Here is a 16,353-nt window from a genome sequence, read left to right on the forward strand (position 1 = left end):
TGCTCCCGACACGATGTCGCCGAGCCGCCAGCACTGTGCATCGTTCCTGCGCTCATGTGTCAGCCCACCAGCAGGAAGGCAAGCAGCAGCGTCGCCCCCAGCACCATCGACACGGCGTAATGGCGCATCAGCCCCGTCTGGGTCATGCGCAGCCCGTGGTGCGAGGCTCGCGCCAGCCACGGCAGGATATTGCACAGCGAGTTGATCCAGTCGTCTCGATTGACCCTGACCAACCCTTGATAAGGGCGCACGAACAGCCAGTCGTAGAGCGCATCGAAACCCCAGGCGTTGTGCCAGAACGTCCACAGCCGAGCGCCGCGTGGATCCGCCATCCCGCGGCGAATCAGGTCGCGACGACGCTTGAACAGCCAGCCGGCGAACAGCACGCCGCCGACGGCCACGATCATCGCGACGACTTCGAGGACATGAGTTCCCAGCCCCTCTCCCGCCGGCCCGGGAGGCAACACCTCGTCCAGCGGCGGCGTCAGTTGTGCCCCGATCGCGGTCGACATCACGATCAGCACGACCAGCGGTACGCCATGCACCAGACCCTTGCCGGCGTGGGCGTCGCGGGCGTGATCGCTCTTCGGCGCACCATGGAAGGTGCCGAGAATCAGGCGCACGGTGTAGATCGAGGTCAGCAGCGCGCCAAGCAGGCCGGCGAGCATCAGCACGCCGTGGCCGGAAGCGAGCGCCGACACCAGGATGGCGTCCTTGCTGTAGAAACCCGCCGTGACCAGCGGCAGGGCCGCCAGTGCCGCGCCCCCGACGATGAACCCGGCGTAGGTCAGCGGCAGCTTGCGCCACAGGCCACCGAGACGGCGCATGTCCTGCTCGTGATGGGTGCAGATGATCACCGAACCGGCGGAGAGGAACAGCAGCGCCTTGAAGAAGGCATGGATCATCAGGTGGAAGATCGCCGCATCGAACGCACCGACGCCCAGCGCCAGGAACATGTAGCCGATCTGACTCATGGTCGAATACGCCAGCACGCGCTTGATGTCGGTCTGCGCCAGCGCCGCGAACCCCGCTACCAGCAGCGTCAGCGCGCCGATTACCCCGACCAGCAGCAGCACGTCCGGGGCCATCAGGAAGATTCCGTTCATGCGTGCGATCAGATAGACGCCTGCGGTGACCATGGTCGCCGCATGGATCAGCGCCGACACCGGCGTGGGGCCGGCCATGGCGTCCGCTAACCAGGTGTGCAGCGGCAGCTGTGCCGATTTGCCGATCGCCCCGCCGAGCAGCATCAGCGCCGCGAGCTGCGGCATCAGGCCGCCCTCGCTCCAGATCTCCGGCGCGCGCGCCAGCAGCGTCTGGATATTGAGCGAACCCAGTTCGACATAGAGCAGGAACATACCGATCGCCAGGAACACGTCGCCGGTACGCGTAATGACGAACGCCTTGAAGGCCGCCCAGCCGTTGGCTGGCGTACGGTAGTAGTAGCCGATCAGCAGATAGCTGCAGAGCCCCACCCCTTCCCAGCCGAAGTAGAGCAGCAGCAGGTTATCGCCCAGCACCAGCAGGATCATGCTGAACACGAACAGGTTCATGTGACAGAAGAAACGGGTCACACCCTCCTCGCCGCGCATGTACCAGGCCGCGAACAGGTGGATGAAGAAACCGACGCCGGTGATGACGCCGAGCAGCGTCAGCGACAGGCCATCGAGCATCAGCCCCATGGTGGGCTGGAAATCCCCCACCGTGATCCAGTGCCAGAGCGTCAGCGTCTGCGCCGACTGGCCGTGGTCGTAGAAATCGATCCCGACCCACAGCGTGCATAGCGCCGCCAGGCCGATCGAAGCGACACCGATGGTGGCGCTGGCCCGCTCGGAGAGCCGGCCGAACGAGAGCGCCAGGATCAACGATCCCAGCAGCGGGAAGACGAAGGTGAGGGTAAGTAGATTCATCCGCGCAACCTGCCAGCCGCATCGATGTCGAGAGTCTTGAAGCGCCGATAGAGCTGCATCAACAGCGCCAGCCCCACGCTCGCCTCCGCCGCTGCCAGCGTGATGATCATCAAGAACATCACCTGGCCGTCGGGCTGGTGCCAATGGGTACCGCCGACGATGAAGGCCAGACCGGCGGCGTTCATCATGATCTCCAGGCTCATCAGCACGAACAGCATGTTGCGTCGCGTCATCAGCCCGGCCAGCCCCAGCACGAACAGGATTGCCGCCAGCCACAGGCCGTGTTCTACCGGAATGCCCGTCATGCCTTGCCCTCCTGCGTGCGGTTCTGTTCGCGTGTATTGACCGGGGTTTCACGAACCGGCGCCACATCTGCCCGGGCCTGCTCGTTGAGCTCGCGCTGGCGCTCGCGGGCCAGGTCGGCTTCATCGTGCGCTTCGCTGCGACCCAGATGCGACGCCGCCACCAGCGCCGCCAGCAGCAGCATGGCCGCCAGCTCGACGATGACCAGATAAGGGCCGAACAACGAGATCCCCACCATCTTGGCCGTCAGCGTTTCGCCGCTGATGCTGCCTTCGTAGTCGCCGCTGACCAGCGTGACGAGCATCACGATCAGCAAGACCGCCGTCAGTACCGCAGGCCCCACCCACGCCTTGGGCTGGAGCCAGGCACGCTCCTGCTCCACCGCCGACTCGCCGAGATTGAGCATCATCACCACGAACACGAACAGCACCATGATCGCCCCGGCGTAGACGATGATCTCGAGCGCCCCGGCAAACGGCGCACCGAGGGCGAAGAACACCATCGCCACGGCGATCAGCGACACGATCAGATAGAGCAATGCGTGTACCGGATGGGTGCCGGTCACGACGCGAAGGGTGGCGAGAATCGCGACCAGCCCACTCAAGTAAAACGCGATTTGCATGCTTCTCTCCCAGCAAACGGCTTCGAACCGCAACCTGCACGTTGGCGCCACAGTTCCGGCGCAGCGATGCCATGACTCATGGCATCAACGACTTGACGTCGATCGGCTCGGCCTCGTTCTGCGCCTCGCCCTTGTCCTTGCCCGCGATCGACAGGCCCGCCACGCGATAGAAATTGGTGCTGTGATCCTTGCCCGGACCATCGATCAGCAGATCCTGCTTTTCGTAGACCAGCTCCTGACGCCGAAACTCGCTCATCTCGAAATCCGGGGTCAACTGAATCGCCGAGGTCGGGCAGGCCTCCTCGCACATGCCGCAGAAGATGCAGCGCGAGAAGTTGATGCGAAAGAACTCGGGGTACCAGCGCCCGTCCTCTTTCTCGCCCTTCTGCAGCGAGATGCAGGCCACCGGACACGCCACCGCACACAGGTTGCAGGCGACACAGCGCTCCTCGCCGTCCGGGTCGCGGGTCAGCACGATGCGTCCGCGATAGCGCGGCGGCAGATAGACCTGCTCTTCCGGATACTGCAGCGTCTCGCGCTTGCGCCAGGCATGCGAAAACACCATCCACAGCGTGCGCAGCTGCGTGCCGGTGCCGGATACGATCTTCCGGATCTGACTCAGCATGGTCGCTCTCCCTTATACACCCGGGTCGATGAGCAGAATCATCGCCCCGGTGATCAATAGATTGACGAGTGTCAGCGGCAGGCAAACCTTCCAGCCGAAGCTCATCACCTTGTCGTAGCGCGGTCTCGGCAATGCCGCCCGCAACAGCACGAACAGGATGACGAAGAACACCGTCTTGAGCAGGAACCAGACGATCGGCGGCAGCAATGGTCCGTGCCAGCCGCCGAAGAACAGCGTCACCAGCAGCGCCGAGATCAGCACGATGCCGATGTACTCGCCGACAAAGAACATGCCCCACTTCATGCCGGAATATTCGATGTGATAGCCGTCGGCGAGCTCCTGTTCGGCTTCGGGCTGATCGAACGGGTGACGGTGCGTCACCGCGATGCCGGCGATGACGAAGGTACAGAAGCCGAAGAACTGCGGAATGATGAACCAGACGTTCTCCTGCGCGTTGACGATGTCGCGCATGTTGAACGAGCCGGTCATGGCGACGATGCCCATCACCGCCAGGCCCATGAACACTTCGTAGGAAAGGGTCTGGGCAGAGGCGCGCAGCGCACCGAGCAGCGCGTACTTGTTGCCGCTGGCCCAGCCGGCGAACAGCACGGCGTAGACGTTGATGCCCGCCATCGCGAAGAAGAACAGGATACCGATGTTGAGATCCGCCACGCCCCAGCCGGGGGTGATCGGAATGACCATGAACGACAGCAGCAGCGAAGCCATGGCGATCGCCGGCGCCAGCACGAAGAAGGTGCGGTCGGCGAACGGCGGGATCCAGTCTTCCTTGAAGAAGATCTTGAGCATGTCCGCCGCGATCTGCAAAAGGCCGAACGGCCCCACGCGATTGGGGCCGTAGCGGTCCTGCCACAGGGCCAGCAGGCGGCGCTCGATCATGCTCAGCAGCGCACCGGAAACGACCACGACCAGCAGAATCACCACGGCCTGCAGCATCGCGATCAATGTCGCTTCGACTTGCGGTGTCCACCAGCTCATGGACGCACCTCCTCGGCCGAAGCCTGACGCTCCCCACCGGCTCGCATGATGCGCCCCCACCGCGTGACACCCGGCGTCAGCGCGCCGGTGACCTCCTGAATCGTGCCGCCTGGCAACCCGATCATGCCTTTCGGCATTCCCGCACTGAGCCGCGCCGGCAGGTCGAAGGCGGCACCGTCCAGCGAAATCGAGACCACGTCGCCCGCGGCAACGCCGAGTCGCGCCGCATCGGCTTCGCTCAACGCCACCTGCGGAGACGCCATCCGCTCGCGGATCGGTTCGGCACGACGCGACATCTCGTCGCCGCCGAACAGCTGCGGCAGATCGATCACCTGCCATTCGTCCGCGCGCGGCGTGAAGGCGGCGGGAATCTCGGTGCAGTAGTCGCCATCGGCCACTGGCGCCGTGAACAGCCGCTTGCCCGGATCGCCGGCGCGCAGGTGGCCACCGACCTCGTCCTGGAACTTGTTCCAGGCCTGAGGCGAGTTCCAGCCAGGCGCCCAGGCAAAGGCGACATCGCGGCGCGGTTCCTGATAGCCGGCATAGCCCTCCATCGAGAAGGCGAAGGGTGTGTCGAGATCCACCGGCGCGCGCGGTTCGTTGACGTTGAGGTTGGCGCGCATCGCGGTACGGCCGCTGTAGCGGTGCGGCTCACGGGCGAGCTTCAGGCCGTGGATACGGAACATCGCTTCCGGCGTGTTCTGGTGCAACGGCGCCAACGCCGGCGCATCCTCGGCGACGGCCTGGGTCAGGTCGTCGAGCAGAACCGTCTCCACCGGCTGACGATCCAGCGTCGCATGCAGGGCATGCAACCAGCGCCAGCTTTCGCGGATGCGGGTATCGGGGCGCATGTAGCTGGGATCGAAGACCTGATAGAAGCGCTGCGCGCGTCCTTCCAGGCTGACCAGCGTACCGTCGCTTTCGGCGAAGGTTCCGGCCGGCAGGCCGATATCGGCGCGCTCCCAGGTCGGCGTACGCTGATGATCGATCGTAATGACCGCTACCGCCCGCGCGAATGCGCTGTCCACGCGCGTCGCCGGCAGCCGGGTATAGAGATCGTTCTCGAGAATCACCACACCGTCGGCGCTGCCCGTGTCGAGCTGCTCCAGCGCCCAATCGAGAGACTCGCCGCCGAGCAGCCCGAGCCCGACGCTATTGGCTTCGCGACGAACGAGGGTCAGGCCGGCGTCCGCCTTCTGACGCCGTGCCAGGGCGCGGGCGACATTGCCGGCCGCTTCGAGAATCGCCATCGAGCCCAGCGATTCGCCGGCGATGACCAACGGCTTCTTCGCCGCCATCAGCGCATCGGCGATACCTTCGGCCAGTTTCGATGTCGCGTCGTCGAGCCCGTCGACGACCGGCGCGGTGGGGTCGAGCGCATGCGCCACGGCGAACCCGAGACGGGCGATGTCGTCGGGTCCGGCGCGCTCGGCGCGGGTCGCGATGCCGTCGAGCTTGGTGACATCGGGCGTCGCCAGAAACAGCGGGTGACCGGCGTCCTGAGCAATGGTCTTCACCGCTTCGGCGTTCCATTCGGGAATGCCCCGGGCCGCACCCAGCTCGGCGCCCTTGCCACGTACCGCCTGACGGACCGAGAGCGCGACGCGGGCGGCGCTCTGGATCAGATCCTCGCCGAGTACCAGAATCGCATCGCACTGTTCGATCTCGCGCAGGCTGGGCGTCGCCAGCCCCGTCTCGCGATTGAGCGCTTCCATCCGGCGGATTCGAGCCAGCTCGCCGGCTTCGATACCGGTGGAGAAGTTGTCCGCGCCAACCAGCTGGCGCAGGCGATGGTTGCTCTCGAGGCTGGCCCGGGGCGAACCGATGCCGATGATCCGCCTGGCGCCGCGCAGCGCGTCGGCGGCACGGTCCAGCGCCTCGTCGACTTCCATGGAGCGAGCTTCACCATCGGTCTCCCGGTATTCGGGGCGTGTCGGCCGATCCTTGCGGTTGACGTAGCCATAGCCGAAGCGGCCGCGATCACAGAGGAAGTAGCCGTTGACGTCGCCGTTGTAGCGATTCTCGATCCGGCGAATGTCGCCGTAGCGCTCGCCGGGGCTGATGTTGCAGCCGCTGGCGCACTGGTGGCAGACGCTCGGCGCGAACTGCAGGTCCCATTTGCGGGTGTAGTGGTCGGAGTGCGTCTGATCGGTGAACACGCCGGTGGGGCAGACTTCGGTCAGGTTGCCGGAGAACTCGCTCTCCAGCGTGCCGTCGGTGACGCGGCCGAAGTAGACGTTGTCGTGCGCGCCGAAAGCGCCCAGATCCTCGCCACCGGCATAATCCTGGTAGAAGCGCGTGCAGCGATAGCAGGTGATGCAGCGATTCATCTCGTGGGCGATGAACGGCCCCAGGTTCTGGTTGCGATGGGTCCGCTTGCGGAAGCGATAACGACGGCGATCGTGGCCCGTCATCACCGTCATGTCCTGCAGATGGCAGTGGCCGCCCTCTTCGCACACCGGGCAGTCGTGCGGATGATTGACCATCAGCCACTCGATCACTGTCTGGCGGAAGGCTTTGGCCTCCTCGTCGGCGATGGAGATGTAGGCATCGTCCTTGACCGGTGCCATGCAGGACATCACCAGCATGCCGCGGTCGTCGTCGGCGTCCTTGTACTGCTTCACCGCGCACTGGCGGCAGGCACCGACGCTGCCCATCGCCGGATGCCAGCAGAAATAGGGGATATCCAGCCCCAGCGAAAGGCAGGCGTGGAGCAGGTTGTCGCTGTCTTCGACTTCGTAGTCGTTGCCGTCGACGTGAATGGTGGCCATGGCGTCGAACTCCTCCTACACGCTGCCGACCGGGATCGGGTCCGCGTGCGCTTCACCCTTGGGTCGGGTGATGCCACGCTCGAACTCGTCACGGAAATAATGAATCGCGGATGCCAGCGGCATCGCCGCCCCCGGCGCGTGGGCGCAGAAGGTCTTGCCGGGCCCAAGGTCGCGGGCCATCTGCTCGAGCAGCTCGATGTCGCCGGCCTCGCCCTCGCCGGCCTCCAGCGCCCGCAGCAGCTTGACGCTCCACGGCAGGCCGTCGCGGCATGGCGTACACCAGCCGCAGGACTCGCGGGCGAAGAACTCTTCGAGATTGCGGGTCAACGACACCATGCTCTGGTTGTCGGCGACGACGGTCAAAAGCCCGGTGCCCATGCGGCTGCCGGTCTTGCCGATGGTATCGAAATCGAGCGCCAGCTCGAGGTGTTCCGGCAGCAGGAAGCCGGTACTGCCCCCGCCGGGCAGCCAGCTCTTGAGCGTCAGCCCATCGCGCATGCCCCCGGCGAGCTCGAGGATCCGGTTGCCGGTGGTGCCCATCGGCAACTCCCACAGGCCAGGAGTCTTGACCTTGCCGGAGACCCCGTAGAGCTTGGTGCCGCCATCGCTGCTGAGATCGCCGGAGAGCGCCTGGAACCAGTCGGCGCCGTGATTGACGATGCCCGGCACGTTGCACAGCGTTTCGACGTTATTGACCACCGTCGGCAGCCCCCAGGCACCGGACTGACCAGGAAACGGTGGCTTGGCCCGCGGATTGGCGCGCTTGCCTTCGAGCGAGTTGATCAGGGCAGTCTCTTCACCGCAGATATAGCGGCCGGCCCCGGTATGAAGGGCGATGTCGAAATCCCAGCCACTGCCGCGCACGTCCGCACCCAGCCAGCCGTCGGCGCGGGCCTCACGCAGGGCGCGCTGAATCGAGGCGGCGGCGCGGTGGTATTCGCCGCGCAGGAAGATGTAGCCCTGCTTCGAACGGTTGGCGAAGCCGGCCAGGATCATGCCCTCGATCAGCAGGTGGGGCTGCTGCTCCATCAGCAGGCGATCCTTGAACGTGCCCGGCTCCATCTCGTCGGCGTTGCAGACGATGTAGCCGCGCGGAACGTCCTCGCCTTTCATCGTCAGGCTCCACTTGAAGCCCGCCGAGAAGCCGGCGCCGCCGCGACCGCGCAGGTTGGCGGTCTTGACCTCTTCGGTCAGCGACTCGTAGGTGTGCTGTTCGAGCGCCTTGGTGACCGCCTCGTAGCCCTGGGTGCTGCGGTACTCGTCGAGCAGCACGGGTGACTGGTCGTCGTGCAGGCGCCAAGTCAGCGGGTGGGTCTCGGCGCGACGCTCGCTGGCGGATTGCAGAATGCGGCTCATGTCTCTGTCTCCTGCGTCGTGCGCATCAAGGTCATGAGTAGGCCTCCAGCAGTCGGGGGATCTGGTCCGGCGTCACCGGGCCATGCAGATCCTCGCCGATCAGAATCGTGGGACCACGATCGCAGGCGCCGAGACAGCACACCGGCAGCAGCGTGAAGCGTCCGTCCGCCGTGGTCTGGCCCATCTGGATGCCCAGATGCGCGACAAAGGCGTCACGCAGCTCCTCGTAATCGGTCAGGAAGCAGGAGCTGCTGTCGCAGATCAGGATGACGTGACGGCCGACCGGCTGGCGGAAGATCAGGCTGTAGAAGGTCGCCACGCCCTCGACGTCGGCGATACGGATTCCCAGCGTCTCGGCAATGGCCGGAATTGCGCCGTCCGGCACGTAGCCATGACGCTTCTGCACGATCTTGAGTGCTTCGATACTCGCCGCCTGCGGATAGGGATAATGTGCCCGCTCCTCCAGAATGGCCTCGCGATCGGCGGGATCGAGCGCAAACGCATCGCTGGCGATCGTCGCGGCGGTGGAACTGGCGGTTGTCTGGTTCATGTTCGTCTCCAACGGCCTCATTCAACGATCCACGTCAGCCATGACGAAATCGATACTGCCCAGATGAGCGATCAGGTCCGGCACGAAGCCGCCGCGCATCACGGCAGGAATCTGCTGGAGATGCGGGAAGCTGGGCGTACGAATACGCGTGCGATAGCTCATGGTGCTGCCGTCGCTGGTCAGGTAATAACTGTTGATGCCCTTGGTCGCCTCGATCATCTGCAGCGACTCGGCGGCCGGCAGCACCGGCCCCCAGGAGACCTGCAGGAAGTGCGTGATCAGCGTCTCGATGTGCTGGAGCATCTTTTCCCGCGGCGGCGGCGTGGTCAGCGGATGATCGGCCTTGTAGTCGCCCGCCGGCATATGGTCGATGCACTGCTGAAGGATGCGCACGCTCTGACGCATCTCCTCGATGCGCAGCATGCCGCGATCGAAGGCATCGCCATTGACGGCCGTCGGCACCTCGAAGTCGAAGTTCTCGTAGCCGGAGTAAGGGCGCTTCTTGCGCAGGTCGAAATCGAGCCCGGTGGCGCGCAGGTTGGGGCCGGTGACGCCCCAGTCGAGCGCCTGCTGGGTATCGAAGGCGGCGACGTGCTTGGTGCGGTCCCGCACGATGGCGTTTTCCATCATCGCCTTCTCGTATTCGGCCAGACGCTTGGGCATCCAGTTGACGAAACCCTGGACCAGCTTGTCCCAGCCATTGGGCAGGTCATGAGCGGTGCCGCCGATGCGATACCACGCCGGGTGCATGCGGAAACCGGTAATCGCCTCGATCACCTCGTAGGCTTTCTGGCGGTCGGTGAAGGTGAAGAACACCGGCGTCATCGCCCCCAGATCCTGCAGGTAGGTACCCAGGAACAGCAGGTGGCTGTTGATACGGAACATCTCGGCCATCATGACCCGGATCGTCCTGGCCCGGTCCGTCACGGTGATGCCGGCCAGCTTCTCCACCGCCAGCACGTAGGGCAGGTTGTTCATCACCCCGCCGGTGTAGTCGATGCGATCCGTGTAAGGAATGAAGCTGTGCCAGGACTGGCGCTCGGCCATCTTCTCGGCGCCACGATGGTGATAGCCGATGTCCGGCACGCAATCGACGACCTCTTCGCCGTCGAGCTGGAGCACGATGCGGAAAGCGCCATGCGCCGAGGGGTGGTTGGGACCGAGGTTGAGGAACATGAACTCGGTCTCTTCGCCTTCGCGCTTCATGCCCCACTGGGCCGGGTCGAAGCGCAGCGCCTCCTGCTCGACCTCCTGCCCTTTCACCGTCAGCGTATAGGGGTCGAACTCGGTGGCGCGGGCGGAATAGTCCTTGCGCAGCGGGTGGCCGGTCCAGGTCGGCGGCATCATGATCCGGGTCAGGTGCGGGTGGCCGGCAAAGTCGATCCCGAACAGGTCGAACACCTCGCGCTCGTACCAGTTGGCATTGATGAAGATGTCACTGATCGAGGGCAGCGTCAGATCTCGCTCGTGCAGCGCGACCTTGATCATCAGGTCAGCGTTCCGCTCGACCGAGAGCAACTGGTAGAAGACGGTGAAGTCCGAAGGCGGCAGACCGCGGCGATGGGTCCGCAGGCGCTCGTCGACCGCGCTCAGGTCAAACAGCATCGAGAAGGGCCCGGTCACGCGGCGCAGATACGCGAGAACATCGCGCAGCTGCTCTCGCGCCACCCAGATTACCGGCATTCCGGTCAGGGTATCCTGCGGGGTCAAGGCGGCTTGCCCGAAATGTTGCGTCAGTTCGGCCACGACATCGGCCGAGCCGGCGTCGCGGGAAGCGCTGGTAGTCATCGTGCTCTCGTTTTGAAAAGCGCCGTTTTGAGAATCATCGGCTGCAGTCATGGCTGGCGGCCCCCGGTGCGAAAATCGATGGTCGAGAACGACCACAAGAACCTATGGCAAGGACGATCGATACGGTCGATCGCCCTAGATGCCATCCGGGGTGCGCAGCTCCTTGACCGCAATACGACGATCGCGGTGCTTTTCACGCTGAGACGGCATTTCGGCGCGATAGACACCCTGATCTCCGACCACCCAGGAAAGCGGACGCCGCTCTTCCTGGATGGAATCCTGCAGCAGCTGAAGGCCTTGCAGGAACGCTTCCGGACGCGGTGGACAACCGGGCACGTAGACGTCCACCGGCAGGAACTTGTCGACGCCCTGAACGACGGAATAGATATCGTACATGCCGCCGGAATTGGCACACGAACCCATCGAGATCACCCATTTGGGCTCGAGCATCTGGTCGTAGAGCTGCTGGATGACGGGCGCCATCTTGATGAAGCAGGTACCGGCGATGACCATGAAGTCGGCCTGGCGCGGGGAGGCACGAATCACTTCCGCCCCGAAACGGGCAACGTCATGAGGCGCGGTAAACGCCGTGGTCATTTCCACGTAGCAGCAGGAAAGGCCGAAGTTGTAGGGCCACAATGAATTCTTGCGCCCCCAGTTCACTGCCGAATGAAGCACGTCCTCGAGCTTGCCCATGAACACGTTGCGATGAACCTGCTGCTTCATCGGATCGTCGACAAGCTCGCGTTGGCCGAGAGGATAACGATCAGCCGCGGAATCGCCTCCCTCCGCACGGGTCAGGGTGTACTGCATAGTGAGCCTCAACAAACCAGATAGAAAAACGGTCGAGGAAGCACTGGTCAGTCACGGAGGCCAGACTTCCATCATTATCTTTTTGGCGATCGCCATCGCGATCCCATATGCCGGAGGCGAAGCGCCCTTGTTCTTCAGCGTGCATGGCGGTCGACGCCCGGCACGGCAGCCAGCTCACGCGCTCTCGACGCGTCTTCGCGTCCTCGCTTGCGCGGCGCCCAGTCGAGAGCGCCGACGCGGGCGTCATATACCAGACCGGCCAGCAGAATGAGGATGAATACTGCCGCTGCCAGAAACCCTGTCCAGCCCACTTCACGCACGGAGACGGCCCAACCGAACAGGTAGACGGCTTCGATGTCGAAGATGACGAACAGCATCGCAACGAGGTAGAACTTGACCGAGAATCGTTGGCGCGCCGAGCCGGTGCCAACGATGCCGGATTCGAAAGGGAGGGATTTACTGCGTCCTTGGCTGCGGCCACCCAGCAGGCTGGCAGCGCCGATCATCAATCCACAGAGCCCAACGACGGCCACCACGAACAACCCGGTAGCCCAGTAGTTGGCAATCCATGCTGACACCGGATCGGACATGCCTTCCCTCGCAGACGTTATGAAACCTGAGGTAGTAAACTGAGAACCGAAACTGACAGGTTCGTAAGTTTACGATTTTACACGATGGCAACGTAGTAACAAGTCTGCTAATTAGTCCTATTGCAGCTTGTAGCCAAATCTGGCGGGCTTATCGAGGATCACCTTACCCTGCGAAAATTACTGCCCCGTGAAATGACTTTGCCATTAGCCATTAGGCAATGGCGGTAACTTGTCTTAGGCTAGACGCTTTCCCGTCGCTTGCAATATCCGCCCATGGTTTCTCGCTCGATTCCCAACGCCCTGACGATCGCCGGCTCCGACCCTTCCGGCGGCGCTGGCCTGCAGGCCGACATCAAGACGTTTTCGGCGCTCGGCGTGTACGCCACCAACGTAATCACGGCAGTGATCGCGCAGAACACGCGTGGCGTGGCAGCCGTCGAGCCGGTATCGGTGACGCTGATTCGCACCCAGTTGGACAACCTGCTCGACGACGTTGAGATCGACGCGGTCAAGATCGGCATGGTCGCCAGCCGCGAGGTAGCGGAAACGATTGCCGAAGCGCTGACGCGACGCCGGCCGCGCTGGATCGTGCTCGATCCAGTGATGATCGCCAAGAGCGGCGACCGCCTGGTAGACGACGAAGGGTTGCGCGCCGTGCGGGATATTCTGATCCCCCTGGCCGACGTGATCACCCCCAACCTGCCGGAAGCCGCCGCGCTGCTCGGCACCGAGACACCCCGCACCCTCGCCGACATGGAGTCGATGGTCGGCGATCTCGCCGCGCTGGGAGCACCCTATGGCCTGCTGAAAGGCGGTCATCTGCCGCTGGAAAGCTGCCCTGACCTGTTGTGGATGCCGAATGACAAACGCTGGCTGGATGCGCCACGCCTGCCGACACGCAACCTCCATGGGGCTGGTTGTGCCCTCTCCTCGGCGATTGCCGCCAGCCTTGCCCACCTGCCACCCGAGAAGGCCGATGTCGCCGGCGCCATCGAAGCGGCCAAGCAATGGCTGCATCAGGCCTTGATAGCCAGCGAGCGCCTCGATGTCGGACAGGGCAAAGGGCCACCGCACCATTTCCATGCCTGGTGGTGATCTGCATTAAACGCGAGCTTTCGTCATCTCCTGCGGCAGTCGTGAACTTGTCGTTTGTGGTCCATAGTATGTGACTGCTTCACCATCTGCCGGGAAGGATCCCGGCTCTCGCATAGTGAGATGGAGAGATAGGGAGATCGAGTCTGGATGGACCCCCATATCATTGTTCTGGGTGGCCTGGGTACATTGATACTGCTGGTCGCCTGGGTGCCGACGTTGACACCGAAACTGCCGCTGTCGTTGCCGATCATCTGCATCGGTATCGGGTTCGCCCTGTTTTCGCAGCTCGGCGCGGAGGAATTGCAGCCCACGGCACACGTCAGGACGCTCGAGATACTCACGGAACTGACGGTGATCATTTCTCTGGCCGGCGCCGGGCTGAAGATCGACGACCCGCTGAAATGGCGCCATTGGACGGACACGCAGCGTCTTCTGGGCATCACCATGCCGCTGACCATTGGCGGCATTGCCGCGCTGGGCGCTTACTACCTGGGCCTGCCGTGGGAGACCGCGCTGCTGATCGGCGCCGTGATCGCACCGACCGACCCGGTGCTGGCCGCCGATGTTCAGGTCGGCCCGCCGAGCTCCGGGCCCGGCGACAAGGTGCGCGCCAGCCTGACCTCGGAAGCCGGCCTCAACGACGGCCTGGCGTTTCCGTTCACCTATCTGGCGATTGCCGTGGCCATCAATGGCACCTCGCCCGGCGCGTGGACGTGGGACTGGTTCACCATGGATGTATTGTGGCGGATTACGGCAGGCGTCGCGGCGGGCTGGTTCTTTGGCTGGCTGCTGGGGCTGCTGATGTTTCGATCGGGTCGAATGTCTCTCGCCAGCACCGGACAGGGCTTCGTCGCCCTGGGCGGCACTTTCGTCACCTATGCCGGCGCCGAAGCGATCCACGGCTACGGCTTCATCGCCGTGTTCGTCGGCGCGCTGGCCCTGCGCAGTACCCAGGAGGAAGCCCACGACTATCACGTGCGCCTGCACGATTTCACCGAAGAGATCGAACGGCTGCTGATGATGTTCCTGCTGGTGCTGTTCGGCGGCAGTCTGGCCGGGCCGCTGCTCGATGGCCTGACCTGGCCAATGGCGGTGGCAGGGCTAGTGATCCTGTTCGTCATCCGGCCATTGGCCGGCATGATCGGGCTGATCGGTTCCAAGATGAAACCGAGGGAAAAGGCGGTGGTCAGCTTGTTCGGGATCCGTGGCGTCGGCTCGTTCTACTATCTCGCCTACGCCAGCAGCAAGGCGGAATTCGGCGAGCTCGACAGCGCATGGACGCTGGTCAGCTTCCTGGTACTGGCCTCCATCCTCTTCCACGGCATGACCGCCGGGCCGATCATGCTCTGGCTGGACCGGCGCCGGGAGGCAGCGCGGCAACGCTCGTAGCTCGTGGCTCGTGGCTCGTGGCTCGTGGCTCATGGCTCATGGCTCATGGCTCGTGTTCAATCGTCCGGATCGAGAACTGCCTTGAGAAACGCCTTGGTCCGTTCCTCCTTCGGCGCCGTGAAGATATCCTCCGGCTTGCCCTGCTCCTTGATCCGACCCTGGTCGAAGAAGCAGATACGGTCGGAGACCTGGCGCGCGAAGTGCATCTCGTGGGTCACCAGCAGCATGGTCAGATCGTGCTCGTCCGCCAGAGTCCGAATGACGTTCAACACTTCTCCCACCAGTTCGGGATCCAGCGCCGAGGTCGGCTCGTCGAAGAGCATGACCTTGGGCCGCATCGCCAGCGCACGGGCAATGCCCACCCGCTGCTGCTGGCCGCCGGAGAGTTGGTGTGGGTACTTGTCGGCCTGATCGGCGAGCCCCACCATCTCCAGCAGTTCCAGACCCCGCTGTCGGGCTTCGGCCTTCTTGACACCCAGCACCTGCACCGGTGCTTCGGTCAGATTGCGCAGCACCGTCATGTGCGGGAACAGGTTGAACTGCTGGAAGACCATGCCCAGTTGGCTGCGCATCTGGCGTAGATGCTGCTCGCTGGCCGGAATCAACCGATCTCCCCGCCACTGGTGCCACAGCGGCTGATCGCCGACGTAGACGACACCGTCGTTGATCTCTTCCAGCGTCATCAGAATGCGCAGCACTGTCGATTTGCCGGAGCCGGACGGACCGATGATGGTGACCTTCTCGCCGCGCTGGACTTCGAAGTCGAGCTCGTCGAGAACCACGTGATCGCCGAAGCGTTTGACGACCTTGTCGAACTTGATGATCGGATCGCGAGTTTTCGTGGCGTCGTTCATTTGAGAGAAAGGCCTCGCTTGGGCAAATGGGTATCCAGGTAGCGCACACCGAAGGACGCGATGATCGTCATGACCAGATAGAGGCCACCCACCATGGAAAGCGGAATCAGATAGCCGCCGGTGCGGTCGCCGATGATCTTTGCCACGCCGAGCATTTCCAGCACGGTCACGACCGACAGCACGGGCACGTCCTTCATGATCGAGACCAGGTAGTTGCCCAGCGCGGGAATGATGCGTGGAACCGCCTGCGGCAGAATGATATGGGTAAAGGTTCGCGACGACGCCAGATTGAGCGCCCGTGCCGCTTCGCGCTGCCCCTTGGCCACGGCTTCCAGGCCCGCGCGATAGACTTCCGAGGTATAGGCGCTGTATTGCACGCCCAGCGCCAGCGCACCGGTCAGGAACGCCGGCAGCGTCAGTCCGAACTCGGGCAGGACGTAGAACAGAAAGAACAGCTGGATCAGCAGCGGCGTATCGCGGATGAATTCCGTGATCAGCTTGGCCGGCCAGCGGATGAAGCGGGTCGGCGCGCTCTTCAGCGCCGCCAGCACCAGCCCCAGGATCAGGGCGATGAAGAAGCCGACCACGGTGGCCTGCAGGGTCACCACCAGGCCATGCAGCAGAATCGGAAAGATCGAGACCGCGAAGGCCCACTGGCTGCTGGTATCCCATTCGATGCCGAAAAACATGC

At 63.9% G+C, this 16,353-nt stretch carries 15 protein-coding genes; 2 read left to right on the forward strand and 13 right to left on the reverse strand.

The window, feature by feature from the left end; translation table 11 throughout:
- Positions 1-59 precede the first annotated feature (59 nt).
- The 11 genes from nuoL to BC443_RS06420 form a co-directional block, all read right to left on the reverse strand.
- Entirely contained in the window at positions 60-1,910 is a 1,851-nt protein-coding gene (nuoL, locus tag BC443_RS06370; RefSeq protein WP_071230994.1) for an NADH-quinone oxidoreductase subunit L, read from the reverse strand.
- Positions 1,907-2,215, reverse strand: a complete 309-nt coding sequence (nuoK, locus tag BC443_RS06375; RefSeq protein ID WP_071230995.1) for an NADH-quinone oxidoreductase subunit NuoK — start codon at positions 2,213-2,215, stop codon at positions 1,907-1,909. The genes nuoL and nuoK overlap by 4 nt, the downstream gene beginning before the upstream one ends.
- Positions 2,212-2,835, reverse strand: a complete 624-nt coding sequence (nuoJ, locus tag BC443_RS06380; RefSeq protein ID WP_083387247.1) for an NADH-quinone oxidoreductase subunit J — start codon at positions 2,833-2,835, stop codon at positions 2,212-2,214. Before nuoJ ends, nuoK begins: the two co-directional genes overlap by 4 nt.
- Positions 2,836-2,911: 76 nt before the next feature.
- The gene (nuoI, locus tag BC443_RS06385; RefSeq protein ID WP_071230996.1) at positions 2,912-3,460 is read right to left on the reverse strand and encodes an NADH-quinone oxidoreductase subunit NuoI; all 549 of its coding nucleotides are present in this window, start codon (positions 3,458-3,460) and stop codon (positions 2,912-2,914) included.
- Positions 3,461-3,472: 12 nt separating this feature from the next.
- Positions 3,473-4,456: an NADH-quinone oxidoreductase subunit NuoH gene (gene nuoH / locus BC443_RS06390; protein WP_071230997.1), complete on the reverse strand. Its 984-nt coding sequence runs from the start codon at positions 4,454-4,456 to the stop codon at positions 3,473-3,475.
- Positions 4,453-7,227: an NADH-quinone oxidoreductase subunit NuoG gene (gene nuoG, locus BC443_RS06395; RefSeq protein WP_071230998.1), complete on the reverse strand. Its 2,775-nt coding sequence runs from the start codon at positions 7,225-7,227 to the stop codon at positions 4,453-4,455. The genes nuoH and nuoG overlap by 4 nt, the downstream gene beginning before the upstream one ends.
- Before the next feature lie 15 nt (positions 7,228-7,242).
- Positions 7,243-8,583, reverse strand: a complete 1,341-nt coding sequence (nuoF, locus tag BC443_RS06400) for an NADH-quinone oxidoreductase subunit NuoF (RefSeq protein ID WP_071230999.1) — start codon at positions 8,581-8,583, stop codon at positions 7,243-7,245.
- Between the two features lie 31 nt (positions 8,584-8,614).
- The gene (gene nuoE / locus BC443_RS06405; RefSeq protein ID WP_071231000.1) at positions 8,615-9,133 is read right to left on the reverse strand and encodes an NADH-quinone oxidoreductase subunit NuoE; all 519 of its coding nucleotides are present in this window, start codon (positions 9,131-9,133) and stop codon (positions 8,615-8,617) included.
- 21 nt (positions 9,134-9,154) lie between these two features.
- Complete coding sequence (gene nuoC / locus BC443_RS06410; protein ID WP_282097194.1) at positions 9,155-10,972, reverse strand: NADH-quinone oxidoreductase subunit C/D; 1,818 nt, start codon at positions 10,970-10,972, stop codon at positions 9,155-9,157.
- A gap of 84 nt (positions 10,973-11,056) precedes the next feature.
- Positions 11,057-11,734 carry an NADH-quinone oxidoreductase subunit B gene (locus tag BC443_RS06415; RefSeq protein WP_071231002.1) on the reverse strand — a complete coding sequence of 226 codons (678 nt, stop codon included), beginning with the start codon at positions 11,732-11,734 and terminating at the stop codon, positions 11,057-11,059.
- Between the two features lie 134 nt (positions 11,735-11,868).
- Positions 11,869-12,324, reverse strand: coding sequence for an NADH-quinone oxidoreductase subunit A (locus BC443_RS06420; RefSeq protein ID WP_071231003.1), 456 nt, complete (start codon positions 12,322-12,324; stop codon positions 11,869-11,871).
- Between the two features lie 273 nt (positions 12,325-12,597).
- Here BC443_RS06420 and thiD point away from each other — a divergent pair, with 273 nt between their 5' ends.
- On the forward strand, positions 12,598-13,419 hold the full coding sequence (gene thiD, locus BC443_RS06425) for a bifunctional hydroxymethylpyrimidine kinase/phosphomethylpyrimidine kinase (protein WP_071231004.1): 822 nt from the start codon (positions 12,598-12,600) through the stop codon (positions 13,417-13,419).
- Between the two features lie 147 nt (positions 13,420-13,566).
- Positions 13,567-14,808 carry a sodium:proton antiporter gene (locus tag BC443_RS06430; protein ID WP_071231005.1) on the forward strand — a complete coding sequence of 414 codons (1,242 nt, stop codon included), beginning with the start codon at positions 13,567-13,569 and terminating at the stop codon, positions 14,806-14,808.
- A 56-nt stretch (positions 14,809-14,864) separates the two neighbouring features.
- On the opposite strand, the gene ehuA is transcribed toward BC443_RS06430, so the two are convergent.
- Complete coding sequence (gene ehuA, locus BC443_RS06435) at positions 14,865-15,662, reverse strand: ectoine/hydroxyectoine ABC transporter ATP-binding protein EhuA (RefSeq protein ID WP_071231006.1); 798 nt, start codon at positions 15,660-15,662, stop codon at positions 14,865-14,867.
- Complete coding sequence (ehuD, locus tag BC443_RS06440) at positions 15,659-16,351, reverse strand: ectoine/hydroxyectoine ABC transporter permease subunit EhuD (RefSeq protein WP_071231007.1); 693 nt, start codon at positions 16,349-16,351, stop codon at positions 15,659-15,661. The genes ehuA and ehuD overlap by 4 nt, the downstream gene beginning before the upstream one ends.
- Positions 16,352-16,353: the final 2 nt, after the last annotated feature.

This window comes from Salinicola sp. MIT1003, from assembly GCF_001858555.1.
GTDB classification, from domain to species: domain Bacteria; phylum Pseudomonadota; class Gammaproteobacteria; order Pseudomonadales; family Halomonadaceae; genus Salinicola; species Salinicola salarius.

What these genes read in the sequence shown, in the direction of transcription:
- BC443_RS06430 (WP_071231005.1), top strand. Translation starts at nt 13,567, where the DNA reads ATGGACCCCCATATCATTGTTCTGGGTGGCCTGGGTACATTGATACTG.
- nuoG (WP_071230998.1), bottom strand. Translation starts at nt 7,227, where the DNA reads ATGGCCACCATTCACGTCGACGGCAACGACTACGAAGTCGAAGACAGC.
- BC443_RS06420 (WP_071231003.1), bottom strand. Translation starts at nt 12,324, where the DNA reads ATGTCCGATCCGGTGTCAGCATGGATTGCCAACTACTGGGCTACCGGG.
- nuoL (WP_071230994.1), bottom strand. Translation starts at nt 1,910, where the DNA reads ATGAATCTACTTACCCTCACCTTCGTCTTCCCGCTGCTGGGATCGTTG.
- nuoK (WP_071230995.1), bottom strand. Translation starts at nt 2,215, where the DNA reads ATGACGGGCATTCCGGTAGAACACGGCCTGTGGCTGGCGGCAATCCTG.
- ehuD (WP_071231007.1), bottom strand. Translation starts at nt 16,351, where the DNA reads ATGTTTTTCGGCATCGAATGGGATACCAGCAGCCAGTGGGCCTTCGCG.
- thiD (WP_071231004.1), top strand. Translation starts at nt 12,598, where the DNA reads ATGGTTTCTCGCTCGATTCCCAACGCCCTGACGATCGCCGGCTCCGAC.
- nuoC (WP_282097194.1), bottom strand. Translation starts at nt 10,972, where the DNA reads ATGACTGCAGCCGATGATTCTCAAAACGGCGCTTTTCAAAACGAGAGC.
- nuoH (WP_071230997.1), bottom strand. Translation starts at nt 4,456, where the DNA reads ATGAGCTGGTGGACACCGCAAGTCGAAGCGACATTGATCGCGATGCTG.
- ehuA (WP_071231006.1), bottom strand. Translation starts at nt 15,662, where the DNA reads ATGAACGACGCCACGAAAACTCGCGATCCGATCATCAAGTTCGACAAG.
- nuoF (WP_071230999.1), bottom strand. Translation starts at nt 8,583, where the DNA reads ATGAGCCGCATTCTGCAATCCGCCAGCGAGCGTCGCGCCGAGACCCAC.
- nuoE (WP_071231000.1), bottom strand. Translation starts at nt 9,133, where the DNA reads ATGAACCAGACAACCGCCAGTTCCACCGCCGCGACGATCGCCAGCGAT.
- nuoI (WP_071230996.1), bottom strand. Translation starts at nt 3,460, where the DNA reads ATGCTGAGTCAGATCCGGAAGATCGTATCCGGCACCGGCACGCAGCTG.
- BC443_RS06415 (WP_071231002.1), bottom strand. Translation starts at nt 11,734, where the DNA reads ATGCAGTACACCCTGACCCGTGCGGAGGGAGGCGATTCCGCGGCTGAT.
- nuoJ (WP_083387247.1), bottom strand. Translation starts at nt 2,835, where the DNA reads ATGCAAATCGCGTTTTACTTGAGTGGGCTGGTCGCGATTCTCGCCACC.